The 24,084-nt window shown below is 57.8% G+C and carries 27 protein-coding genes; 8 read left to right on the forward strand and 19 right to left on the reverse strand.

The window, feature by feature from the left end; genetic code table 11:
• Positions 1-158: 158 nt before the first annotated feature.
• Positions 159-1,814 carry a membrane-bound lytic murein transglycosylase MltF gene (gene mltF, locus RTM13_RS14840; RefSeq protein WP_409456051.1) on the forward strand — a complete coding sequence of 552 codons (1,656 nt, stop codon included), beginning with the start codon at positions 159-161 and terminating at the stop codon, positions 1,812-1,814.
• Here the strand turns inward: mltF and tadA are convergent.
• From tadA to murQ, 4 genes are read right to left on the reverse strand one after another with little or no spacing between them, the layout of a single operon-like run.
• Entirely contained in the window at positions 1,811-2,302 is a 492-nt protein-coding gene (tadA, locus tag RTM13_RS14845; RefSeq protein WP_312212762.1) for a tRNA adenosine(34) deaminase TadA, read from the reverse strand. The genes mltF and tadA overlap by 4 nt on opposite strands.
• A gap of 60 nt (positions 2,303-2,362) precedes the next feature.
• Positions 2,363-2,998, reverse strand: coding sequence for a phosphatidylglycerophosphatase C (gene yfhb / locus RTM13_RS14850; protein ID WP_312212763.1), 636 nt, complete (start codon positions 2,996-2,998; stop codon positions 2,363-2,365).
• 3 nt (positions 2,999-3,001) lie between these two features.
• Entirely contained in the window at positions 3,002-4,366 is a 1,365-nt protein-coding gene (locus RTM13_RS14855) for a PTS transporter subunit EIIC (protein ID WP_312212765.1), read from the reverse strand.
• A 9-nt stretch (positions 4,367-4,375) separates the two neighbouring features.
• The gene (gene murQ / locus RTM13_RS14860) at positions 4,376-5,272 is read right to left on the reverse strand and encodes an N-acetylmuramic acid 6-phosphate etherase (RefSeq protein ID WP_312212815.1); all 897 of its coding nucleotides are present in this window, start codon (positions 5,270-5,272) and stop codon (positions 4,376-4,378) included.
• A gap of 116 nt (positions 5,273-5,388) precedes the next feature.
• On the opposite strand from murQ, the gene RTM13_RS14865 reads away from it, so the two are divergent.
• Complete coding sequence (locus tag RTM13_RS14865) at positions 5,389-6,237, forward strand: MurR/RpiR family transcriptional regulator (protein ID WP_312212767.1); 849 nt, start codon at positions 5,389-5,391, stop codon at positions 6,235-6,237.
• 55 nt (positions 6,238-6,292) lie between these two features.
• Positions 6,293-6,553, forward strand: coding sequence for a YfhL family 4Fe-4S dicluster ferredoxin (locus tag RTM13_RS14870; protein WP_312212769.1), 261 nt, complete (start codon positions 6,293-6,295; stop codon positions 6,551-6,553).
• On the opposite strand, the gene acpS is transcribed toward RTM13_RS14870, so the two are convergent.
• The 12 genes from acpS to rseD form a co-directional block, all read right to left on the reverse strand.
• The gene (acpS, locus tag RTM13_RS14875) at positions 6,550-6,930 is read right to left on the reverse strand and encodes a holo-ACP synthase (RefSeq protein WP_312212770.1); all 381 of its coding nucleotides are present in this window, start codon (positions 6,928-6,930) and stop codon (positions 6,550-6,552) included. The two genes, RTM13_RS14870 and acpS, sit on opposite strands and share 4 nt — an antisense overlap.
• Entirely contained in the window at positions 6,930-7,661 is a 732-nt protein-coding gene (gene pdxJ, locus RTM13_RS14880) for a pyridoxine 5'-phosphate synthase (protein ID WP_312212772.1), read from the reverse strand. Before pdxJ ends, acpS begins: the two co-directional genes overlap by 1 nt.
• Positions 7,662-7,704: 43 nt before the next feature.
• Positions 7,705-8,430 (reverse strand): DNA repair protein RecO, encoded by a 726-nt coding sequence (recO, locus tag RTM13_RS14885; RefSeq protein ID WP_312212817.1) that lies wholly within the window; start codon positions 8,428-8,430, stop codon positions 7,705-7,707.
• A 65-nt stretch (positions 8,431-8,495) separates the two neighbouring features.
• A complete protein-coding gene (gene era, locus RTM13_RS14890; RefSeq protein WP_312212773.1) occupies positions 8,496-9,404 on the reverse strand; it encodes a GTPase Era in 909 nt (302 codons plus the stop codon).
• Positions 9,401-10,081, reverse strand: coding sequence for a ribonuclease III (gene rnc, locus RTM13_RS14895; protein ID WP_312212774.1), 681 nt, complete (start codon positions 10,079-10,081; stop codon positions 9,401-9,403). Before rnc ends, era begins: the two co-directional genes overlap by 4 nt.
• 210 nt (positions 10,082-10,291) lie before the next feature.
• Positions 10,292-11,266, reverse strand: a complete 975-nt coding sequence (gene lepB, locus RTM13_RS14900; protein WP_312212775.1) for a signal peptidase I — start codon at positions 11,264-11,266, stop codon at positions 10,292-10,294.
• A 17-nt stretch (positions 11,267-11,283) separates the two neighbouring features.
• A complete protein-coding gene (lepA, locus tag RTM13_RS14905; RefSeq protein ID WP_312212777.1) occupies positions 11,284-13,083 on the reverse strand; it encodes a translation elongation factor 4 in 1,800 nt (599 codons plus the stop codon).
• Between the two features lie 167 nt (positions 13,084-13,250).
• Entirely contained in the window at positions 13,251-13,739 is a 489-nt protein-coding gene (gene rseC / locus RTM13_RS14910) for a SoxR-reducing system protein RseC (protein ID WP_312212779.1), read from the reverse strand.
• On the reverse strand, positions 13,736-14,689 hold the full coding sequence (rseB, locus tag RTM13_RS14915) for a sigma-E factor regulatory protein RseB (RefSeq protein ID WP_312212781.1): 954 nt from the start codon (positions 14,687-14,689) through the stop codon (positions 13,736-13,738). Before rseB ends, rseC begins: the two co-directional genes overlap by 4 nt.
• Positions 14,689-15,339, reverse strand: coding sequence for an anti-sigma-E factor RseA (gene rseA, locus RTM13_RS14920; protein ID WP_312212783.1), 651 nt, complete (start codon positions 15,337-15,339; stop codon positions 14,689-14,691). Before rseA ends, rseB begins: the two co-directional genes overlap by 1 nt.
• Positions 15,340-15,370: 31 nt before the next feature.
• Entirely contained in the window at positions 15,371-15,946 is a 576-nt protein-coding gene (rpoE, locus tag RTM13_RS14925) for an RNA polymerase sigma factor RpoE (RefSeq protein ID WP_042395496.1), read from the reverse strand.
• Positions 15,943-16,023, reverse strand: a complete 81-nt coding sequence (gene rseD, locus RTM13_RS20235) for a rpoE leader peptide RseD (RefSeq protein ID WP_243731523.1) — start codon at positions 16,021-16,023, stop codon at positions 15,943-15,945. Before rseD ends, rpoE begins: the two co-directional genes overlap by 4 nt.
• Positions 16,024-16,330: 307 nt before the next feature.
• On the opposite strand from rseD, the gene nadB reads away from it, so the two are divergent.
• Complete coding sequence (gene nadB / locus RTM13_RS14930; protein WP_312212785.1) at positions 16,331-17,956, forward strand: L-aspartate oxidase; 1,626 nt, start codon at positions 16,331-16,333, stop codon at positions 17,954-17,956.
• Here the strand turns inward: nadB and trmN are convergent.
• Entirely contained in the window at positions 17,949-18,686 is a 738-nt protein-coding gene (gene trmN / locus RTM13_RS14935) for a tRNA(1)(Val) (adenine(37)-N(6))-methyltransferase TrmN (RefSeq protein WP_312212787.1), read from the reverse strand. The two genes, nadB and trmN, sit on opposite strands and share 8 nt — an antisense overlap.
• Before the next feature lie 131 nt (positions 18,687-18,817).
• Between trmN and srmB the strand changes: the two genes are divergently transcribed.
• Positions 18,818-20,140, forward strand: a complete 1,323-nt coding sequence (srmB, locus tag RTM13_RS14940) for an ATP-dependent RNA helicase SrmB (protein ID WP_312212789.1) — start codon at positions 18,818-18,820, stop codon at positions 20,138-20,140.
• 43 nt (positions 20,141-20,183) lie between these two features.
• Here the strand turns inward: srmB and grcA are convergent, their stop codons facing one another.
• Complete coding sequence (gene grcA, locus RTM13_RS14945; RefSeq protein WP_312212791.1) at positions 20,184-20,567, reverse strand: autonomous glycyl radical cofactor GrcA; 384 nt, start codon at positions 20,565-20,567, stop codon at positions 20,184-20,186.
• Positions 20,568-20,880: 313 nt separating this feature from the next.
• Between grcA and ung the strand changes: the two genes are divergently transcribed.
• Positions 20,881-21,570 carry a uracil-DNA glycosylase gene (gene ung, locus RTM13_RS14950; RefSeq protein ID WP_312212793.1) on the forward strand — a complete coding sequence of 230 codons (690 nt, stop codon included), beginning with the start codon at positions 20,881-20,883 and terminating at the stop codon, positions 21,568-21,570.
• A 49-nt stretch (positions 21,571-21,619) separates the two neighbouring features.
• On the opposite strand, the gene RTM13_RS14955 is transcribed toward ung, so the two are convergent.
• Positions 21,620-22,669, reverse strand: coding sequence for a tRNA/rRNA methyltransferase (locus RTM13_RS14955; protein WP_312212795.1), 1,050 nt, complete (start codon positions 22,667-22,669; stop codon positions 21,620-21,622).
• Positions 22,670-22,861: 192 nt separating this feature from the next.
• On the opposite strand from RTM13_RS14955, the gene trxC reads away from it, so the two are divergent.
• Positions 22,862-23,281 (forward strand): thioredoxin TrxC, encoded by a 420-nt coding sequence (trxC, locus tag RTM13_RS14960; protein ID WP_312212797.1) that lies wholly within the window; start codon positions 22,862-22,864, stop codon positions 23,279-23,281.
• A 72-nt stretch (positions 23,282-23,353) separates the two neighbouring features.
• Positions 23,354-24,052, forward strand: coding sequence for a tRNA-uridine aminocarboxypropyltransferase (locus tag RTM13_RS14965; protein ID WP_312212819.1), 699 nt, complete (start codon positions 23,354-23,356; stop codon positions 24,050-24,052).
• The last annotated feature ends 32 nt before the right edge of the window (positions 24,053-24,084 follow it).

Raw genomic sequence — 24,084 nt, forward strand, 5'->3', positions numbered from 1 at the left:
ACGCTGTAAGAATGCGCCAGGGGGAAAACGGGCGTCATTATAGAGAATCCTGCGCGCCGACGAAACCGTTTGCGTGGAAATAAAATTGCCCGCATTTTTTAACAATAGATGTGACCTAATTCTCTAATAAGTTGCTAAGTCCCGCAATCTTAAGCAAAATGCCGCTCACTTCCGGACAAACGCTTTTCTATAATAATGACGGCAGACTGAGGCGTCAGGCGACGCAGAGAATTAACTCATTGAGAAAATTAAAGTTTAATTATCTGCTTATCGGCATTGTCACCCTGCTGCTGGCAGCAGCCCTGTGGCCCTCTATCCCCTGGTCAGGTAAAGCCGAAAACCGCATCGCCGCTATCCAGGCGCGCGGCGAGCTGCGCGTTAGTACCCTGATCTCTCCGCTCACCTGGAACGCCACCAGCGATAAGCCCACCGGCCTTGATTACGAGCTGGCCGAACAGTTTGCTAACTATCTTGGAGTGAAGCTGCGCGTCACCGTGCGGCAGAATATCAACCAGCTGTTTGACGATCTCGATAATGATAATGCCGATATGCTGGCGGCCGGGCTGGTCTATAACAACGAACGCATCAAGCACTATCAGAGCGGGCCGGTCTACTACTCGGTCTCCCAGCAGCTGGTCTACCGGGTAGGCAGCCTGCGCCCGCGCACGCTGGCGACGGTGACCGACGCCCAGCTGACCGTCGCGCCGGGGCACGTTGCTATCAACGACCTGCAGGCGCTGAAAGAGAAGAAGTATCCGGAGCTGAGCTGGAAGGTGGATGAGAAACTGGGCACTAACGACCTGCTTTTGCAGGTTGCCCAGGGCAAGCTGGCCTATACCATTGCCGACTCCGTGGCCATTAGCCTGTTCCAGCGCGTGCACCCCGAGCTGGCGGTAGCGCTGGATATCACCGATGAGCAGCCGGTGGCGTGGTTTAGCCAAAAAGATAGCGATAACGCCCTCTCCGCCGCTATGCTGGACTTCTTCAACGTGATTAACGAAGACGGCACCCTCGCACGCCTTGAGGAGAAGTATCTCGGCCACGGTAAGGGATTCGACTATGTTGATACCCGTGCCTTCCTGCGCGCCATCGACAGCGTCTTGCCTGACCTGCAGCCGCTGTTTGAAAAATACGCCCAGAAGATTGACTGGCGTCTGCTGGCGGCCATCTCTTATCAAGAGTCTCACTGGGATGCTCAGGCTACCTCCCCCACCGGCGTGCGCGGCCTGATGATGCTGACCAAAAATACCGCCCAGAGCCTGGGCCTGACCGATCGCACTGATGCCGAGCAGAGCATCAGCGGCGGGGCGCGCTATCTGCAGGATATGATGGCTCGAGTACCTGAGAACGTCCCCGAGGAGGAGCGGATCTGGTTTGCGCTGGCGGCTTACAACATGGGTTATGCCCATATGCTTGATGCCCGCGCCCTGACGGCGAAGACCAAAGGCAACCCGGATAGCTGGTCTGACGTAAAGCAGCGCCTGCCACTGCTTAGCCAGAAGGCGTGGTACAGCCGGCTGACCTACGGCTATGCCCGCGGCCATGAGGCCTACGCCTACGTGGAAAACATCCGCAAGTATCAGATTAGCCTGGTGGGTTATCTGCAGGAGAAAACCCGGCAGCAGGAGCAGCAGCTCGCTCACGAGCAGCGTATGGCGCAAAGCTATCCGGTGGTCGCCTTGCAGGAGCTTGAGGAGACGCGCTATGGCGTGATGCCGCTGAGTGCCTTCTCCCCCGCCGAGGCCTTTGGTCAATCCAGCTTTACGCTGCCGGGGATATTGAACCAGGCGTCAGCGGGCGCAAAGCCGCATTAACGTGCCTGCTTTTGCGCTTTAATGGCCAGCCGACGCTGGCGGAAAAATTCACTGAGCATGCCTGAACACTCGTCACGCAGCGCTCCCTCAACGATCTCCACCCGATGATTCATACCGGGATGATGCAGAACATCCATCAGGGAGCCTGCCGCGCCGGTTTTCAGATCCCGTGCGCCAAACACAAGCGTGCCAATACGGCTATGCACCATTGCCCCCGCGCACATGACGCAGGGCTCGAGGGTGACGTAGAGCGTGGTATCAAGCAGGCGGTAGTTTTGCAGCACCAGCCCCCCCTGCCGTAGGGCCATGATTTCGGCGTGGGCGGTGGGATCGTGGCGACCGATGGGCCGGTTCCAGCCCTCGCCGATGACGCGATTGTTGTGTACCAGCACCGCCCCGACCGGAACCTCCCCTTCGTCCCAGGCGCGCTGCGCGAGTAAGAGCGCGTGGCGCATCCAGTATTCGTGGGTAAATTCAGTATCGGACACGGCTCAGCACTCCAGTAGTCAAAACGGGGCGCATTATACACAGGTGTAAGTATGCACACACTACTCGAGTTGCTGTAGCTCTCCAAGGGGCGTGACCCGCCAGCGATGTTCGCAGAAATAGAGCAGCGGATTATCCTGCTTGCTGTCGCTGTAGCCGCTATAAAGGCGCAGCGGCGTGCCGATTTTTTGCTCCAGCTGCACCACCTTCTCATGACCGAGACAGCGCATAGAGAGCACCCAGCCACCGTGGCTACGGCGGATCTGGCTGGCGATCAGGTTGACGCGGGGCAGCCAGGGCGTATCAAAATAGACCTGCTCCACCAGCGGCTGCGGCGAGCCGGTGATCAGCCAGATATCCGCATCCGAGGCGTCGAGATAGTTGGTCAGGCGATCCTGTACCACCGGGAAGGCGGTAACGCGCCCACGAAACCAGGTGACAAACGACTTTTCCAGCGCCTTAAGCCGCGCCTCGCTGTGACCAAACGTGCACCCCCACAGCAACAGACTCATCGGCCAGCGGGCAGCCCGCCCCTTTACCAGTAATGCAATACCGATAACCGGCAGCAGCGGTAGAACGAGCAGCGCATTGAGTGGCTGATGCCGCAGCAGATACCGCAGAAATGTCCCGAACATATCCTGCTGGTGCAGCGTTCCATCCAGATCGAAAAAGACGACACGACGCTCGCTATTTGCCAAACCCTACTCCTTTGGATCGTTAAAACCTAACAGCCAGGTAAACAGGAACCCGGCGATGACCGCCAATAAATAGCCTAACAGATAGATCGTGACTTTTCCGGTAACAATCGTTAAAGCCAGCGGTAAACCGGAAATCCCAAAGGTAATAACCGTCGCTACCTTCCAGTAGCAGACGAGCGCCCCACCTACTGCGCCGCCCAGGCAGGCACCGATAAACGGTTTGCCCAGCGGCAGCGTAACGCCAAAAATCAGCGGCTCACCGATGCCCAACAGCCCCACCGGCAGCGCACCTTTGATGACCGTTTTTAGCCGGGCATTGCGTGTTTTGAGCAGCACGGCGAGCGCCGCGCCTACCTGACCGACGCCCGCCATGGAGAGGATAGGCAGCAGGGCGTTGAAGCCGTGCGCCTGAACCAACTCCACGTGGATCGGTACCAGGCCCTGATGCAGGCCGGTAAGCACCAGCGGCAAAAAGCTACCGGCCAGCACTGCGCCCACCAGCAGACCGCCGCGATCGATAGCCCAGCCAGCACCTTGAGCAATGGATTCAGAAATCCAGCCCCCGAGGGGCTGTAGTGCCACGATCGCAATCGTCCCGGTGATGAGCGTGGTCAGCAGCGGGTTAAGAATTAACTCCAGTGAGCCTGGCAGTCGTTCACGAAACCGCTTCTCAAACCAGCACATCAGCGCAACGACCAGCAGCACGGCGATCACCCCGCCGCGCCCTGGCTGCAACGCTTCGCCAAACAGCGTGATCTGCGCCAGTTGCGGACTCGAGAGAATGCCTGCCATCACTCCGCCTAACGCCTGCGAGCCGCCGAACACCTTCGCCGCGTTGACCCCCACAAGAATATTCATAATCGCAAACACGGCGCTGCCAAAGATGCCGAGCAGCCCCAGCACGTTGGGGTAGTGAATCGCGATATCGCCAGCAATATCGGGTCGCTTCAGGATATTGATAATGCCGGTGATCAGGCCGGAAGCGATAAACGCCGGAATGAGCGGAATGAAAACGTTCGCCAGCATGCGCAGCGCATCGCTCATCGGCGCTTTATACTGCGCTTTCGCCTGGGCCTTATTGCGGGCGATCTCATCCGGGATCGGGGCTGCACCCTCGCCATTGACCAGCAAGCGCATGGCATCTACCACCTGCCCGGCTCTTCCTGGCCCGACGATCAGCTGATGCTGCTCACCCTGCTTAACATAGCCGCTGACGCCCGGGAGCGATTTCAGCCTGCCGATATTAAGCAGCCCCTCATCCTGTACCTCAAACCGGACGCGGGTCATACAGTTTTCCAGCCGCAGCACGTTGCCCTGCCCGCCGATGCCCTGCAAAATCTCCCCTGCCAACGTCAGTGACTTATCCATGTGAACCTCTTAGTCGTTAAGCGCGGCGCGTAAGAACCCTTGATGTGCGTCGAGCCGGGCGCGGGCAGCGTCTACGTCCAGCCCGGTGAGCACCATTAAAATAGCGGGCTTCACGTCATACCCGGTCTGCTCCAGCACGCTGCGGGCCTGCTCCAGCGTGACGCCTGTAGCTTCAACCACCATGCGGCAGGCGCGATCGACAAGTTTGATATTGCTCGCTTTCATATCGACCATCAGGTTCTGGTAGACCTTGCCAAACTTGACCATCGCCCCGGTGGAGATCATGTTCAGCACCAGCTTTTGCGCCGTGCCGGACTTGAGGCGGGTAGAGCCGGTTAACGCTTCCGGCCCTACTACGGGCGAGATGGCAATGTCAGCTTCCTGAGCGATTGGCGAGGCGGGATTACAGGAGATAGCCACCGTGGTGCAGCCCGTGGCCCGTGCATATTTCAGCCCGCCGATGACGTAAGGCGTGCGCCCGGACGCGGCCAGACCCACTACCAGATCCTGGGGGGCGAGCGTCAGTTCACGCAGATCGTCCTCCCCCAGCTGTGGGTTATCCTCTGCCCCCTCTACCGCTTTCAACAGCGCGCCTGGACCACCGGCAATCAGGCCAATCACCAGGCCGTGCGGGACGCCAAAGGTCGGTGGGCACTCTGAAGCATCCAGGATACCCAGCCGCCCGCTGGTGCCTGCGCCCATATAGATGATACGTCCGCCTGCTTTCAGTGCTGCCGCTGCGGCATCCACCGCTTTTGCAACATCTGGCAATGTCTCTTTCACTGCCAGCGCGACCAGCGTATCCTGTTGATTAAAACGGGTTACTAACTCGATAGTCGAAAGCGCATCCAGATCCATCGTCTCGGAATTTCGCGTTTCTGATACCAGTGAGCCAAGATTCATTATCAGTACCTTTTGAATATTTAATTCGTGTCCCGCGCAGTATAATGGAATATATAATTCATTGATGCCTGCGAACAGGATGTTTGTTGCCGTTGTCACGTTTTGCCCCCGGAGTTGCCATGAACTGTTTGATCCATATCCGTCAGCGCTATGCGGGCCTGGCACAAAGCGATAAAAAGCTGGCTGATTTTCTCCTCACCCAGCCCGATCGCGCCCGCCACCTCAGTTCGCAACAGCTGGCAGCCGAGGCGGGTATCAGCCAGTCCAGCGTGGTAAAGTTCGCCCAGAAGCTGGGGTTTAAAGGATTTCCGGCGCTCAAGCTGGCGATTAGCGAAGCGCTGGTCAGCACGCCAACGCCCCACTCCGTTCCGGTGCATAACCAGATCCGCGGCGACGATCCCCTGCGGGTGGTAGGCGAGAAGCTGATCCATGAGAAGGTCAGCGCCATGAACGCGACGCTTGATGTAAATACCGAGGATAAGCTGCAGGAGAGCGTAATCATGCTGCGCGATGCGCGGCGGATCGTGCTGACCGGCATCGGCGCGTCCGGGCTGGTGGCGCGTAATTTTGGCTGGAAGCTGATGAAGATTGGTTTGCATGCGGTGGTAGAGCAGGATATGCATGCCCTGCTGGCAACGGCGCAGGCCATGGAGAGCGACGATCTGCTGCTGGCTATCTCCTATACTGGCGAGCGGCGGGAGATCAACATGGCGGCGGATGAAGCCTTTCGCGTTGGGGCGAAGATCCTGGCGATCACTGGCTTTACGCCTAATGCTTTGCAGCAGCGTTCAACCCGCTGCCTGTATACCATCGCCGAGGAGCAGGCCACCCGCAGCGCGGCCATCTCCTCTACCAGCGCGCAAATGTTACTGACTGATCTGCTGTTTATGGCACTGGTGCAGCAGGATCTGGAGCACGCCCCGGAGCGGATCCGCCACAGCGAGGCATTGGTGAAAAAACTGGTCTGAGCAGAAATCGGGCGTATAATACCCGCCCTGCTTGTGTAGCTTCTGAGATTTCCCGATGGCGCTGTTGATCACCAAAAAATGCATAAACTGCGATATGTGCGAACCCGAGTGTCCGAACGAGGCCATTTCGATGGGTGAGAGCGTTTATGAGATCGACAGCGATCGCTGCACGGAGTGCGTCGGCCACTACGAAACGCCGACGTGTCAGAAGGTCTGCCCTATCCCGAATACGATCCTCAAGGATGCGGCGCACATCGAGAGCCAGGAGCAGCTGTGGGATAAGTTTGTCCTGCTGCACCACGCGGATAAAATTTAGCTCTCGATAATCACCGTCGCGCAGGCGTAGCGTCGCTCATCCGCCAGGGTCACGTGCATATGCGCCACGCCCAACCGCTCCGCCAGCTTCAGCGCTTCGCCCCACAGACGCAGGCGTGGCTTGCCCAGCTCGTCGTTAAAGACTTCAAACTGATTGAACGCCAGGCCGTTACGGATCCCGGTCCCGAACGCTTTTGCCGCCGCCTCTTTTACCGCAAAGCGCTTGGCAAGAAAGCGCACCGGCTGCTGATGGGCCTGGTAGATGGCCCATTCGTTGGCGCTCAGCACTTTCTTTGCCAGTCGGTCGCCGGAGCGGGAGATCACCCCTTCAATGCGATCGATCTCCACGATATCCGTGCCTAAGCCCAGAATAGCCATTACCGGCGCGCTTCCAGCATCAGGCGTTTCATCTCGGCAACCGCCTCTTTCAGGCCGCTCATCACCGCCCGGCCAATAATGGCGTGGCCGATGTTCAGCTCGTGCATCTCCGGGATCTGGGCGATGGCCTTCACGTTGTGGTAGGTCAGACCGTGACCGGCGTTAACCTTAAGCCCGAGACTCGCCGCATAGGTCGCCGCGTTGGCGATGCGCTCCAGCTCTTTGGCCTGGGTGGCCTCGTCTTCCGCATCCGCGTAGCAGCCGGTATGGATTTCGATGTAGGGCGCACCTACCTCAGCGGCGGCTTTGATCTGCTCGGGATCGGCATCGATAAACAGCGATACCAGGATCCCGGCTTCCGCCAGCCGCGTGCAGGCGTCGCGCATCTTATCCCGCTGTCCGGCTACGTCCAGCCCGCCTTCGGTGGTGACCTCCTGACGCTTCTCCGGTACCAGGCAGCAGAAGTGAGGTTTGGTCTCGCAGGCGATAGCCAGCATCTCTTCGGTAACCGCCATCTCCAGGTTCATGCGCGTATCCAGGGTCTGGCGCAGTACCTTCACGTCGCGGTCGGTGATGTGGCGGCGATCCTCGCGCAGATGCACCGTAATACCGTCCGCCCCTGCTTGCTCGGCAATAAACGCCGCCTGGACCGGATCAGGGTATGCCGTGCCACGTGCGTTACGCAAGGTAGCAATGTGATCGATATTAACGCCTAACAGTAGTTCAGCCATGACAATACAATCCTCGAATATCCTTTATCTTACGGTGGATGTTTTACGGTGCATCCGGCGCTGGCCGTTTCGGCACAAACTGGCGAAACAGCTCCCGGCTTTTTAGCGGTTTCCCGCCAAGATACGGCTTCAGGGCCGCGCGGGTAAAGCGTTTCGCCGCTTTTAACGTATCGCCGTCGGGAAACTCGCGCTCGGCAAGCGCCCGCAGCTGGCGGCCGGTAAAGGTGCGGTTATCTATTACCACGCTGGCAATAAACCCCTTCTCCTCCCGGTAGCGGTAGGTCATGGTATCCTCCACCGCTTCGCCGGTTCCGGCGCAGTGCAGAAAATCGATACCGTACCCAAGATGACCCAGCAGCGCCAGCTCAAAGCGCCGGAGGATCGGTTCGGGTGAGCCGCTCAGGCCTGCCAGCGCCTGGATACAGTGCAGGTAATCGAAAAAAAGTTCAGAGAAGCGCGTCTCATGTTCAAGTACGCGAGAGATAAGCTCGTTAACGTAGAGACCGCTGTAGAGCGTGATGCCGCTCAGGGGGAGCGCCAGTGAGACCGCTTCCGCGCTGCGCAGGGTTTTGACTTCACCCCGGCCGCCGAAGCGTACCAGTAGAGGCGTAAAGGGCTGGAGGGCGCCCTTCAGGTTAGATCGTTTTGCCCGTGCGCCTTTTGCAACAAGGCGCACGCGGCCCGACTCTTCCGTGAAGACGTCCAGCATCAGGCTGGTTTCGCTCCAGGGACGACTGTGTAAGACAAAAGCGCGCTGCCACCCTTCCATCAGCATTTATACTCGTCGTCTTGCGAGTCGCAGGTGCGTTGGCAGCACCCGTTCACCTCAGTCAATTATTTGAGATCGTCAACGTAGCCGAGGCTACGCAGAGCGCGCTCGTCGTCGGCCCAGCCGGATTTAACCTTCACCCACAGCTCAAGGTGCACCGGCGCTTCGAACATCTCCTGCATATCTTTGCGGGCTTCGATGCCGATGGTTTTGATCTTGGCCCCTTTGTTGCCAATCACCATCTTCTTCTGCCCTTCGCGCTCAACCAGGATTAGGCCGTTGACGTCGTAGCCGCCGCGATCGTTGCTGACAAACTGCTCGATCTCGACGGTCACCGAGTAGGGCAGCTCTTCACCGAGAAAACGCATCAGCTTTTCACGAATGATCTCCGAGGCCATAAAGCGCTGTGAGCGATCGGTGATGTAATCTTCCGGGAAGTGGTGGATCGCTTCCGGCAGATGTTTACGCACGATGCTGGCGATGGTATCCACGTTCATTCCGGTCTCGGCAGAGAGCGGCACGATATCGAGGAAGTTCATCTGGCTGGCGAGGAACTGCAGGTGCGGCAGCAGATCCGCCTTCTCCTGCACGTTATCGACCTTGTTAACCGCCAGGATTACCGGCGTTTTACCGTCGCGCAGCTTGTTAAGCACCATCTCGTCGTCCGCCGTCCAGCGGGTGCCTTCCACCACGAAGATCACCAGCTCAACGTCGCCGATAGAGCTGCTGGCCGCCTTGTTCATCAGGCGGTTGATGGCGCGCTTCTCTTCCATGTGCAGGCCCGGGGTGTCCACGTAGATGGCCTGATAAGCGCCTTCGGTGTGGATCCCCGTGATGCGGTGACGCGTGGTCTGCGCTTTACGGGAGGTAATAGAGATCTTCTGCCCAAGCAGATTGTTCAGCAAGGTGGATTTGCCAACGTTGGGACGTCCAACGATGGCAATAAATCCGCAGTATGTTTTTTCGTTGCTCATTCCAGCTCCAGTTTCTTCAACGCCTGTTCGGCGGCTGCCTGCTCCGCCTTGCGGCGGCTGGAACCTGTGCCGACCACCGGTTCACTCAGGCCGCTTACCTGGCAGTGGATAGTAAATTCCTGATCGTGGGCTTCGCCACGCACCTGCACAACCAGATAGGTTGGCAGCGGCAGGTGACGACCCTGCAAAAATTCCTGCAAACGCGTCTTCGGATCTTTTTGTTTATCCCCTGGGCTAATCTCGTCCAGGCGGGACTGATACCAGTAGAGGATCAGCTTTTCGACGGTCTGAATATCGCTGTCGAGAAACACGCCGCCAATCAACGCTTCTACGGTATCGGCCAGAATCGACTCCCGGCGGAAACCGCCGCTTTTAAGCTCGCCCGGCCCTAAACGCAGGCACTCGCCCAGCTCGAACTCACGGGCAATCTCGGCCAGCGTGTTGCCACGCACCAGCGTGGCGCGCATCCGGCTCATGTCGCCCTCGTCTACGCGAGGAAAACGGTGATAGAGCGCGTTGGCAATAACAAAACTTAAAATGGAGTCACCCAAAAACTCCAGACGCTCATTGTGTTTGCTGCTGGCACTGCGATGGGTTAGCGCCTGCTGCAATAGCTCCTGATGTTGAAAAGTGTAGCCCAGCTTCCGTTGAAGCCGATTAATTACGATGGGGTTCATGCGATACCAATAGAATGAATGCGTCAAAAATGCAGCACACGAAACCGACCTGAAGAGAACAACGCGGTTTCGTGTGCCGTGGCTCCCTGCGGAGCCAGCCTAAACTTCGGGGGAATATTCTATACACAACGGCGTGGGATGTCGTTAGCCGTAACTGATTTATAGCGGAAATAATTTGGGTTGCAGCCAGATCAGCTGCAACCCGACGGATTAGTGGATGCCACCGATGCGGTTTAAGCGCACGCCGGTTGGCCACTCGCCCTCTTGTTTCTCGAAGCTCATCCAGATTGCCGTTGCCCGACCTACCAGATTCGCTTCCGGCACAAAGCCCCAGTAACGGCTGTCCGCGCTGTTGTCGCGGTTATCACCCATCATGAAGTAGTGGCCTGGCGGCACGATCCAGGTCGCCAGCGGCTGGCCTGGCTGCTGGTGATAAAGCCCCAGCTGATCCTGGGCGATCGGCACGGTCAGAATGCGGTGCGTCACGTCACCCAGCGTCTCTTTCCGTTCGGCGAGACGCACGCTGTTCTCTTTGGTTTCACCCGGCGGCAGCTGGAAGAAGCCGCTGCTGGCCTCACCACCGTTGCGGCGGCTAAAGGTCTGCACAAAATCGCTGGGTGCAACGTTGGAGTAGGTGATCGGCAGCGCGCTGGCGCACGCCTGACCGGAGCTGCACCCTGGCTGCACCGTGACCTGCTTAGCCACCGGATCGTAGCTGACCTTATCACCCGGCAGACCGACGACGCGCTTGATGTAGTCCAGGCGCGGATCGTCCGGATACTTAAACACCGCGATGTCGCCGCGTTTCGGATGGCCGGTTTCGATCAGCGTTTTCTGGTAGATCGGATCCTTAATCCCGTAGGCAAACTTCTCCACCAGAATAAAGTCGCCGATCAGCAGGGTTGGCATCATCGAACCAGACGGGATCTGAAACGGCTCGTAGATGAACGAGCGCACCACCAGCACAATCGCCAGCACCGGGAACACGGAGGCCCCGGTCTCCAGCCAGCCCGGCTTCGGGCCAACTTTCTTTAGCGTTTTTTGATCCAGCGTATCGCCCGCCGCCGCCTGGGCTGCGGCCTGCCGCTCCCGGCGCTTGGGTGCAAATACGGCCTTGTCCAGGCACCAGAGCAACCCCGTCACCAGGGTTGCAATCACCAGGATCAGGGCAAACATGTTCGCCATACCAACTCCTTAATGGTTTATTTGCCGTCTTTACCTACGTGCAGAATGGCGAGGAACGCTTCCTGCGGCAGCTCAACGTTACCGACCTGCTTCATACGCTTCTTACCCTCTTTCTGTTTCTGCAGCAGCTTTTTCTTACGGCTAACGTCACCGCCGTAGCACTTAGCCAGGACGTTTTTACGCAGCTGCTTCACAGTTGAACGGGCAATAATATGGTTACCGATGGCGGCCTGAATCGCGATATCGAACTGCTGGCGCGGGATCAGCTCTTTCATCTTCTCAACCAGCTCACGACCGCGGTACGGTGCGTTATCGTTGTGGGTGATCAGCGCCAGGGCGTCAACACGCTCGCTGTTGATCAGCACGTCCACGCGTACCATGTTGGAGGCCTGGAAGCGCTTGAAGTTGTAGTCCAGCGACGCATAGCCACGGGAAGTGGACTTCAGGCGATCGAAGAAGTCGAGCACCACTTCCGCCATCGGGATCTCATAGGTCAGCGCTACCTGTTTACCGTGGTAAACCATGTTGGTCTGCACGCCGCGCTTCTCGACGCAGAGGGTGATAACGTTGCCCAGATACTCCTGCGGCAGCAGCATATGGCACTCGGCGATAGGCTCGCGCAGTTCCTGAATGTTGTTCAGCGGCGGCAGCTTGGATGGGCTGTCGACGTAGATCGTCTCTTTCGAGGTGGTAACCACTTCATAGACTACGGTCGGCGCGGTGGTAATCAGATCCAGATCGTATTCACGCTCCAGACGCTCCTGAATGATCTCCATGTGCAGCAGGCCGAGGAAGCCGCAGCGGAAGCCGAAGCCCAGCGCGGTAGAGCTTTCCGGCTCGTAGAACAGGGAGGCGTCGTTGAGGCTCAGCTTGCCCAGCGCGTCGCGGAAGTTCTCGTAGTCGTCAGAGCTGACCGGGAACAGACCGGCGTACACCTGCGGTTTCACCTTCTTAAAGCCAGGCAGCGCTTTGTCCGCCGGGTTACGGGCAGTGGTCAGGGTATCGCCTACTGGTGCACCAAGGATGTCTTTGATCGCACAGACCAGCCAGCCTACCTCGCCGCACTTCAACTCGGTACGGTCAACCTGCTTCGGCGTAAAGATACCCAGGCGATCGGCGTTATAGGTCTGGCCGGTGCTCATCACCTTGATCTTGTCGCCTTTACGCATGGTGCCGTTGTTGATACGCACCAGGGAGACAACGCCCAGGTAGTTATCGAACCAGGAGTCAATGATCAGCGCCTGCAGCGGTGCGTCAGGATCGCCCTGCGGTGGCGGAATATCACGCACCAGACGCTCCAGCACGTCGCCCACCCCTACCCCGGTCTTCGCGGAGCAGCGTACGGCGTCGGCGGCATCGATACCGACAATATCTTCAATCTCTTCCGCCACGCGCTCTGGATCGGCGGCCGGCAGGTCGATTTTGTTGAGGACCGGGACGACTTCCAGATCCATTTCCATTGCGGTGTAGCAGTTAGCCAGCGTCTGCGCTTCCACGCCCTGGCCTGCATCGACCACCAGCAGTGCACCTTCGCACGCCGCCAGCGAGCGGGAGACCTCATACGAGAAGTCAACGTGGCCTGGGGTGTCGATAAAGTTCAGCTGGTAGGTTTCGCCGTCGGCGGCTTTATAGTCCAGCGTTACGCTCTGGGCTTTGATGGTGATCCCGCGCTCGCGCTCAAGATCCATGGAGTCCAGCACCTGGGCTGCCATTTCGCGATCGGACAGGCCACCGCAAAGCTGGATGATACGGTCAGACAGCGTCGATTTACCGTGGTCGATGTGCGCAATGATGGAGAAATTTCTTATGTTCTTCATATAGGGAGATTTATGCCTTACGAAACTAAGAGGCCGCTGTACTGAGCCACGTCTGTTGTCTGAAACGCCGCATTCTACACTACAACAACAACGCGGGGAATGCTCATCCCGCGAGGAGAGCGGGAAGGCGAGACGCCGCTATTTATCGGCGGCGTAATTGCTAATAATTAATGCGAACGAGAACTGACGTCTGCCGGGGTGGCATCGACCCGCAGCAGATCCGGCGGCAGGGCAACGCTCAGGATAACCGGCTGCCAGGCTTCGCGTGCGGCCAGCTTCGGTGAGAAAGCGCGGGCCAGCAGAAAGCCGCCTACCCCGCCCAGCACGGCACCGCCCATTGCTGCCAGGTCATAACCGAACAGCGTCTGGAACAGCGCGGCCATGATAAACAGCCCCACCAGCGGTGACATATAGACCAGCAGCGCAGAGCTGAGCAGGCTGCCTTCGGCAATACCCAGCTCAACCTTCTGCCCAACCACCAGCGGCTGCTCGCTCGGCACGGAAATGGTGTGGGTCATCTGCGGCCCCAGCTTGTTCAGAACCCGGCTGCCGCACCCTGCACGTGAGGCGCAGCTGTTACAGGATGCTTTAACGTCACAGCTGACAACGGCTTCGCCATTGTGCCATGAGACGACGGTCGCCCACTCTTTGATCATTGTGCTGCCCTGAATTTGAGGCTATCTGCAATACGTTTTGCGGTCTGCGGCGGAAGCTCGCCTACCACGGTAATTTCTGCGTTATCCCGAACGGTGGTACTCACAGTACGACGCCCGGTGCGCAGCATTTGATCGCTGCTGTTGTGGCTGGCGCGATTGACGTTGATCGAGAAGCTAAACAGCCCGTCAGAGAAGAGACGGGATTCGACCGGCATGTCGAGAGTTGGCAGCTTGCGACGACTGCTGGAGACTTCGCTAAAGCCCTGCGGCAGCCAGCTGGCCGACCAGTTAAAATCGATCTTTTCACCCGCCGGAACCGACAGCAGCGGCGGCAGGTTAGCTTTGGCGAGGTTCTCCATATTACTCCCCACCCGCTCGTTAACGGTGAACGCCACGACGCGGAACTGCTCCAGCGTTTCACCGTCGCGATCGAGCAGATCAACCCGCATAGGGAGCTTGGTCTCTGCATCCAGCCAGACAATGTAGCTGTAGCGGGTGCCGTCGCGAGCCACGACGCGGATCACTTCGCACAGGCGATCGGCGATCCGGGTACGTCCTACCGAGATAAAATCGTAGAAGGAGGCCAGCCGTTTGAAATCGGTATACACCAGCGAGGGCAGCGAATCGACAATATAGTCACCGGTGAGCGTAAACGGCTCAAGGCCTGGCTCGAAGTAGCTTATCTCGCTGCCGCGCTGCACGACCTCGCGACGCGGGCCATCCATCTGCAATAGCTGAGCGAGAGGCTGGTTTTCAAGACGGGCATGCCGGTAGCGTAACGACTCGACGCCCTGCTTGTTGATGCTGACGAAAGAGAGCTCGTAGTTGAGAGACTGGCTGGCCAGGTTCATCTGCTGCAACAACGCCCCGGAGGTAACATCAGCCGAGGCGTTAGCAGAAAACAACAGACTACCGGCCATGAGAGACATGGCACACCAAAGTTGCTTCATTACTGCGATTGCGTTCCTAAAGTTTGGGTTCCTGGCACCTGTACAGCGGCCTGCTGGGTTTGCGCCTGCTCAAACTGAAGCTGTTCGGAGTGCAGACGGCGCTGCAGCTCATAGTCCTGTAGCATCGCATTGATACGGCGGCGCTGCTCCTGAACCTGCTGCTGTTGACCCGCATCGGCGGTGGCATCCGACGGCACGCCCAGGCTTACTGGACTGGCTTTACCCATCATAGGAAGCGTGTTAAATACCGGCGCTTCAGGCTGCTGGGCGGTGTCGGACTGGCTGTTATAGTGCTGCACGCCTACGATAACGGCAAGCGAAACGCAGGCAGCTACGCCCATTTGGGTGATCTGGCTTGCCCAGGGACGCACTTTGGCCCAGAACGGCATCTTCTGCCACTGCTGCGGTGCAGGCTGGGATTCCGGGATCAGTGGCGTTGTCTGCCGTACCGGTTCGTCGGCAATGGCGGCCATGACGCGGCTTGAGATATCGAAATGGATGACGTCAGCAGTGTCACCGCGTAGAGCGTCACGAACCAGATGATAACGCTCCCAGGTTTGCTGCATTTCCGGATCACGAGACAGCTCCTTGAGCAGCTCGGTATCCAGCGTCTCACCATCCATCAAAGCGGAAAGCTTTTCTTTCTGCATGCCTAATACCTTTTCCAGTATCCCGCTATCGTCAACGCCTGATAAGCGGTTGAACTTTATTATCAATGGCTTCCCGAGCGCGGAAGATACGGGAACGTACCGTACCCACCGGGCAGTCCATAATGGCGGCTATCTCTTCATAGCTAAGGCCATCCAGCTCCCGTAAGGTGATTGCCATACGTAAATCTTCCGGAAGCGATTCAATGGTTCGGAAAACGATTTGTCTCAGTTCTTCTGACAACATTAAGTTCTCAGGGTTCGAAATTTCTTTCAGCGCCCCACCGTTTTCGTAGTTTTCTGCTTCTATAGCATCAACATCGCTGGACGGTGGACGACGACCCTGAGCGACCAGGTAATTCTTGGCGGTATTCACCGCAATACGATAGAGCCAGGTGTAAAAAGCGCTATCTCCCCGGAATGAATCCAGCGCGCGATAGGCCTTAATAAAAGACTCTTGTGCCACATCGGGAACGTCGCCCGACGGCACATAACGGGAAACCAGGCTCGCTACTTTATGCTGGTAGCGGACCACCAGTAAGTTAAAGGCTTTCTGATCTCCCTTCTGGACCCGTTCGACGAGGACCTGATCCGTTAACTGCTCGCTCATCCGAGGTAATGTCTCCCCAAACCTAATATCCACGCGTAATCGAAACGCCACTCCCACACAGCACTCTGAGCAAGCATGTGGTTAGAGAGACTTTTTCGGCAAAAGTTCCGTTACGCCTTTGTTTTTGTGTATCGTTTCGCAGACCGCTCGTTATGACTCATTATAAGTCTACTGACGCTAAACTATGCACGTTGCATAGAAGAAAAGCCTTTTATACCGTCAGCAGAGTAACGCAACCCCGCTTTTTTTTCACCACAAAACTGACTTAGCACGTTTCCCGTCTCGCTGTTTAGTCTTTACAACCCTATTTAAAAAAACAGGTGCTTTATACGGCTTTTAGATCTATGCTGACCCCATCCTGTTTAGTAAATTAAACACACTATCATGAACACGACTCCCGATCTCTCCTGTGATGTGCTGGTTATTGGCAGCGGCGCTGCGGGTCTCTCTCTGGCGCTGCGTCTGGCACAAAACCATAGCGTGATTGTTCTCAGTAAAGGTCCCATTAGCGAAGGCTCAACCCTCTATGCGCAGGGTGGGATCGCCGCCGTATTTGATCAGACGGACAGCATTAGCTCACACGTGGAAGATACGCTGATAGCGGGCGCGGGTATCGTTGATCGCCATGCGGCTGAGTTTGTCGCCAGCAACGCCCGGCCCTGCGTGCAGTGGCTGATCGATCAGGGTGTACTGTTCGATACCCACGTTCAGCCTAACGGTGAAGAGGGCTACCACCTGACCCGCGAGGGCGGACACAGCCATCGCCGGATCCTGCACGCCGCCGATGCTACTGGCAAAGCGGTCGAGACAACGCTGGTAAGCCAGGCCCTGAGCCATCCCAATATTCATGTGCTTGAGCGCAGCAACGCCGTAGACCTGATTATTTCCGATCGAGTGGGCCTCTCGGGTCCACGCCGCGCGGTAGGCGCATGGGTATGGAACCGTAATAGAGAGGCGGTAGAGACCTGCCGTGCAAAAGCAGTGGTGCTGGCGACGGGAGGTGCATCAAAGGTCTATCAGTATACCACCAACCCGGATATCGCCTCCGGGGACGGCATCGCCATGGCCTGGCGCGCAGGTTGTCGGGTTGCCAACCTCGAATTTAACCAGTTTCACCCTACCGCCCTCTTCCATCCTCAGGCGCGGAACTTCCTCCTCACTGAAGCGCTGCGCGGCGAAGGCGCTTACCTTAAACGTCCGGACGGCACACGCTTTATGCCTGACTTCGATCCTCGTGGCGAACTGGCCCCGCGCGACGTGGTAGCCAGGGCGATTGACCATGAGATGAAGCGTCTCGGCGCTGACTGTATGTACCTGGATATCAGCCATAAGCCTGAGGCCTTTATTCGCCAGCACTTCCCGATGATCTATGAGAAGCTGCTCGGCCTGGGTATCGACCTGACGAAAGAGCCGGTGCCCATCGTGCCGGCGGCGCACTACACCTGCGGCGGCGTGATGGTAGATGACGCGGGCCGCACCGATGTTGACGGACTGTATGCCATCGGCGAGGTGAGCTATACCGGCCTGCACGGCGCAAATCGTATGGCATCTAACTCGCTGCTGGAGTGTCTGGTCTACGGCTGGTCAGCGGCTGAGGATATTGCCGGACGGCTTCCTGCCATACCGGAGACCGCAATGCTCCCCGCCTGGGATGAGAGCCAGGTAGAGGATCCAGATGAGCGGGTCATTATTCAGCATAACTGGCACGAGCTGCGCCTGCTGATGTGGGACTATGTAGGGATTGTGCGCACCAGCAAGCGGCTGGAACGTGCCCTGCGGCGGATCCAGATGCTGCAGCAGGAGATTGATGAGTACTACGCTAACTTCCGCGTCTCCAACAACCTGCTGGAGCTGCGCAACCTGGTGCAGGTGGCGGAGCTGATTGTCCGCTGCGCTATGGCGCGTAAGGAGAGCCGGGGATTGCACTATACGCTCGACTACCCGGAACCACTGGCTGAATCCGGGCCGTCAGTGCTCGCTCCGCGCAACTATATAAAGAGAACTACATAAAGAGATAGAAGGCCTGGGTCAGCGCCGTATAGTCGTCAGAGTAGCGCTGATCCGCCCCACGGATGGTCATCCGATCGCTAAAGCACTCCCCTTGCGTTGGGGAGAAAGCCAGCAACACACGATGCGGCAGACGGCTTTCGTTATCGGCAACGTCGGTGCGCAGGCGCAGATGCCAGCCGGTCTCCAGCGCCTTTTGCGTAAAGAGATTCCCCAGCCCCTCCGGTAGCACCACGCATAAAAAGCCCTCTTCCGTGATGCACTCGGCGGCGCAGGTCAGCAGCGCGCCGTGATCCAGAGAGACGGTGTAGCGCGCCTGCTCCCGCTGCGGCGTCCCGCACTCGACCCCTTTCTCATAGTAGGGAGGATTACTGACGATCAGATCGTAGCGGCTGGTGCGCTCGTTGACCCACTGCTGAATATCGGCGGTATGAATCTGAATGCGATCCGCCCATGGCGACTCGGTCACGTTCTCCTGCGCCTGCTGGGCAGCTTCGGCCTCCAGCTCCACGGCGTCAATGCTCACCGCCTTGCCGGTACGCTGGGCCAGCATCAACGCCAGCAAACCGCTGCCGGTACCGATATCGAGGATACGCTTAACCCCGGCAACCGGCGACCATGCACCGAGTAGAATACCGTCGGTGCCGACCTTCATGGCACATCTGTCATGGGCAATAAAAAACTGTTTAAACGTAAATCCGTTACGACGCAGCTGCGCTTTGCTGTGGGGCATTATTAACAATCCAACTAACGAAACCGGTGTAGGATAGGGGAAAGCCGCCAGGCGGGAAAGCGTTATCCACACAAACAGATGAAGATTGCAGCCATAACGATTATAATCAGCGCCCCACACTGAGGTAGAACATGACTGTAACGACTTTTTCCGAACTCGAACTCGATGAAAGCCTGCTGGACGCGCTCCAGGAGAAAGGCTTCACACGCCCAACTGCCATTCAGGCGGCTGCTATTCCGCCTGCGCTGGAGGGCCGCGATGTACTCGGTTCTGCGCCTACCGGCACAGGGAAAACGGCGGCGTACCTGCTGCCTGCGTTGCAGCACCTGATCGATTTTCCGCGTAAGAAATCCGGACCGCCGCGTATTCTTATCCTGACGCCTACCCGTGAGCTGGCGATGCAGGTAGCCGAGCACGCACGTGAGCTGTCGGCAAATACCCACCTGGATATCGCCACTATTACCGGCGGCGTGGCCTATATGAACCACGCTGAAGTGTTCAGCGAGAATCAGGATATTGTGGTCGCGACGACTGGCCGCTTAATGCAGTACATCAAAGAAGAGAACTTTGACTGCCGCGCCGTAGAGACGCTGATCCTTGATGAAGCGGACCGCATGCTGGAGCTGGGGTTCGCCCAGGATATCGAGCACATCGCCGGAGAGACGCGCTGGCGTAAGCAGACCATGCTCTTCTCCGCCACGCTGGAAGGCAATGCCGTGAAGGACTTTGCCGAGCGCCTGCTGGAAGATCCGGTCGAGGTCTCTGCGACGCCGTCTACCCGCGAGCGTAAAAAGATCCACCAGTGGTACTACCGCGCAGATAACTTTGAGCATAAAACCGCCCTGCTGCAGCACCTGCTCAAGCAGGACGACGCGACCCGCACCATCGTGTTTGTCCGCAAGCGCGAGCGCGTTCACGAGCTGGCAGAGCTGCTGCGTAACGCCGGCATCAACAACTGCTATCTTGAAGGCGAGATGGCCCAGGTGAAGCGTACCGAAGGTATCAAACGCCTGACCGAAGGCCGGGTCAATGTGCTGATCGCCACCGACGTTGCTGCGCGCGGGATCGATATTCCGGACGTGAGCCATGTGATTAACTTTGATATGCCGCGCAGCGGCGATATCTATCTGCACCGTATTGGCCGTACCGGCCGCGCTGGGCGCAAAGGCACCGCCATTTCGCTGGTCGAGGCGCATGACCACCTGCTGCTGCAGAAAATTGGCCGCTACGTTGACGAGCCGTTAAAGGCACGCGTCATTGACGAGCTGCGCCCAACCACCCGTGCGCCGAGCGAGAAAATGACGGGGAAACCGTCGAAGAAGGCACTGGCCAAGCGCGCCGAGAAGAAAGAAAAAGAGAAAGAGAAGCCGCGCGTGAAGCAGCGCCATCGCGATACCAAAAACATTGGTAAGCGTCGTAAGCCAAGCGGCTCTCAGGAGTCTTCAAACGAGTAATAAAAAAGCCGGGTGATAAACCCGGCTTTTTTTATAGAGCCTGTTACAGGCTTTCAGTAAAGGTACGGGCAATAACGTCGCGCTGCTGCTCCGGGGTCAGGGAGTTAAAGCGCACCGCATAGCCTGATACACGGATAGTCAGCTGCGGGTATTTTTCCGGGTGCTCAACCGCATCAAGCAGGGTTTCGCGACGCAGTACGTTAACGTTCAGGTGCTGGCCACCCTCTACGCGAACCTGCGGCTGGACTTCCATCGGCACTTCGCGATACTCAATGTTGCCCAGCTGGTCAACCGCAACCACGTCATCTTCTGCAAAACCAGCTTTGGCGCAAACGCAGCGCGCTTCGCCTTTTTCGCTGTCGAGCAGCCAGAAAGAGTTCAGCAGGTCGTCGTTTGCCGCTTTGGTGATCTGGATACCTGTAATCATATGATGCCTCCGGGCGTCTTAATTTATTGTGTCGGCCATATCCCGGCCAATTGGTAAAACCATTGTTGCCTGAGTGTCTATATACCAGCCAAATCGCGCTCATTCTTTGACTTACATCAATAAAAACCCCACCACAAAAAGGGTCATCACGGGAAATAGTTGTTTTATATCAACTTACGTATTTCGCCAGTCTAAAATTGTCCTGCAAATTTTCAAATATTTTTAGGCTTTTCCGGCCGTTTTAACTCGCGCATTTTATTCCCGTGAAAGAAGCGGTTAAGCTTAGGATCATCAAAATAGGCAGGAGATCGGAATGACCACTTCGCAAACATGGCACGACGTGCTGGCTGAAGAGAAAAAGCAGCCCTACTTTACCAATACGCTTAACGCAGTCGCCGCCGAGCGCGAGGCTGGCGTGACGGTTTATCCGCCACAGAAGGATGTGTTTAACGCTTTTCGCTTCACCGAGCTGGGGGATGTGAAGGTGGTGATCCTGGGCCAGGATCCCTACCATGGACCGGGACAGGCACACGGCCTGGCCTTCTCCGTACGCCCCGGCGTCGCTACCCCGCCGTCGCTGCTCAATATGTATAAAGAGCTGGAGAACTCAATACCAGGGTTTAGCCGCCCGACGCACGGCTATCTGGAGAGCTGGGCGCGTCAGGGGGTACTGCTGCTCAACACGGTACTGACCGTACGCGCAGGCCAGGCGCACTCTCACGCCAGCCTTGGCTGGGAGACCTTTACCGATAAGGTGATTGCCCTGATTAACGAGCACCGCGAGAACGTGGTGTTTTTGCTGTGGGGATCTCACGCGCAGAAGAAAGGGGCGATTATTGACGGTAAACGCCACCATATTCTGAAAGCGCCCCACCCTTCACCGCTATCGGCGCATCGGGGATTTTTTGGCTGTAACCATTTTGTGCTGGCCAACGAGTGGCTGGAGCAGCACGGCGAGAAGCCGATTGACTGGATGCCGACTCTGCCAGCAGAGAGCGAATAACGAAGGGAATCAGGCCCGGCGGCGCGATGCCTGCCGGGCCTTGAAAGCGTTACGCTTTGTTCTGACGCCACCACTCGGCGAGCAGAACGCCGGTTGCTACGGAGACGTTGAGACTTTCAACGTTGCCGGTGCCCGGAATAGCAAGACTCAGATCGGCGCTGGCCAGCGCTGCATCGGAGAGACCGTCACGCTCCTGGCCTAACACCAGCACCATCTTCTTCGGCAGCTCGGCTTTATAAAGCGGCGTACCTTCATGGCTGGAGGTCGTCACAATGGTGTAGCCCGCTTTGCGGAAGGCATCCAGTGCATCAAGTACGCTGTCACCGGTGATCGCCTGCACATGCTCAGCCCCGCCCTCAGCAGTACGCACCGCTGCGCCAGACTCGATAATCCCTGCATCCTGCAGCACCACGCCCTTCACGCCGAAGTGCGCGCAGCTGCGCATCATCGCGCCGAGGTTGTGCGGGTTACCCACATCTTCCAGCGCCAGGACGCAATCCTGCTCGCCGGCCTGGCTCACCCACTGCTGCACAGAAATGCCGCTGCGCTTTTTGATGATAAAGCAGACGCCACCGTGGTGTTCGGTCCCGGAGGCTTTTGCCAGCTCGGCTTCATCCACAACGTGGTAAGCCTTGCGGTTAGCAGCCATCCAGCGCAGCGCCTCTTTGAAGCGCGGCGTCACGCTCTGGACAAACCAGGCGCGAACGATGCAGTCCGGGCGGCTCTGGAACAGGGCCTGGCAGGCGTTTTCACCGTAAACGCGCGTCTCTTCAGCGCGCTGGCGGCGGATCACTTCCGGATCGATAACCGGTTTGCCGCTAGCTGACTCTTCTTCGTCCCTTACCGAATCGGCAACGGGCGGGCGAGAGACGGTGCGCCACGGCGAGCCGCCGTCACGGTCGTTATCGCGGTCACGATCGCGACTAAAAGGTTTTCTCTCATCGCGGGCGGGGCGACGGCCACCGTCTGCACGAGACGATCCCGGACGTCCGCCCCCCTTCCCGGTACGCGGGTTATGGGTGCGTTTATCAGAATCATCATCACTGCGGACATACATCACTTTGACCTTGCCGCTTTTGTTTTTCAGTTCGTCGTTCATGCTTTTCTCCACCAGCGCTGCGCGAAGCGCGCAGATTACCCGATGTGCAGGCGCATAGCCATTACTTCAATTAAAAGTCTGCGACTATTGTACTCATTGAATAAAACGCGTTGTCGTTTTACAGCCGCTCAAAGATAATATGTAACATATTGGAAACATACTCTGTTCCACCGCACTACCCAGAGGTTAGTTATGAATACCGTATGTGCAAGCTGTCAGGCACTGAACCGCATTCCCGATGACCATGCTACCGACGGCGCGAAATGTGGACGCTGTGGCCACGATCTTTTCGATGGCGATGTGATTAACGCCACCGGTGAGACGCTGGACAAACTGCTGAAGGACGATCTGCCAGTAGTGGTAGATTTCTGGGCTCCCTGGTGTGGCCCCTGCCGTAGCTTTGCCCCTATTTTTGAAGATGTCGCCGAAGAGCGCAGCGGCAAAGTACGCTTTGTGAAGGTGAATACCGAAGCCGAGCGCGAACTGAGCGCCCGCTTCCGTATCCGCAGCATTCCCACCATCATGCTGTTCAAAAATGGTGAGGTTGTCGACATGCTGAGCGGCGCGGTGCCAAAAGCGCCGTTCGACAGCTGGCTGAACGAATCAATCTAATCTTGCGGGGCCGCTTGTGCCCCGTTTTTCCCTCTGCCACAATGGCGTTTTTTCTGCGCCATCTCAATGACCGTGACCAATAACGCCGTACTGCAACTTCGGGCGCAACGTCTTGCCCGCGCCACACGCCCTTTTCTCGCCCGGGGTAACCGTATTCGTCGCTGTCAGCGCTGCCTGCTGCCGCAGAAGCAGTGTCTCTGTGCCACGCTGCAACCCAGCGCTGCCCGCAGCCGCTTCTGTCTGGTGATGTTTGATACCGAGCCGATGAAGCCCAGCAATACCGGACGGCTGATTGCCGATATCCTGCCGGATACCGCCGCGTTCCAGTGGTCGCGCACTGAGCCACCGCAGGCGCTGCTGGATCTGGTCGCCGATCCCCATTACCAGCCGATGGTCGTCTTTCCCGCCGCCTATGCGGGCAGCGAGCGACAGGTGATCGCCGCGCCTCCCAGCGGTAAGCCGCCGCTGTTTATTATGCTCGACGGAACCTGGACCGAGGCGCGAAAGATGTTTCGTAAAAGTCCTTATCTCGATGCACTGCCAGTGATTTCCGTCGATCTCTCCCGCGTCTCCGCCTACCGCCTGCGCGAAGCTCAGGTCGAAGGGCAATACTGCACGGCTGAGGTGGCGATCGCCCTGCTCGATCTCGCCGCAGACCAGCCTGCTGCTCAGGCGTTGGGGGATCACTTCTCCTGCTTCCGCACCCGCTATCTGGCAGGAAAAACGCATCATAAGGGCAGCGTCACAGCGGATATCGAAGAAAGCGTTTAAAGTCATCGGGTCACTCTTTTCTGGAGACCGGT

The organism is Pseudescherichia sp. (assembly GCF_031979925.1).
Taxonomy (GTDB): Bacteria; Pseudomonadota; Gammaproteobacteria; order Enterobacterales; family Enterobacteriaceae; genus Pseudescherichia.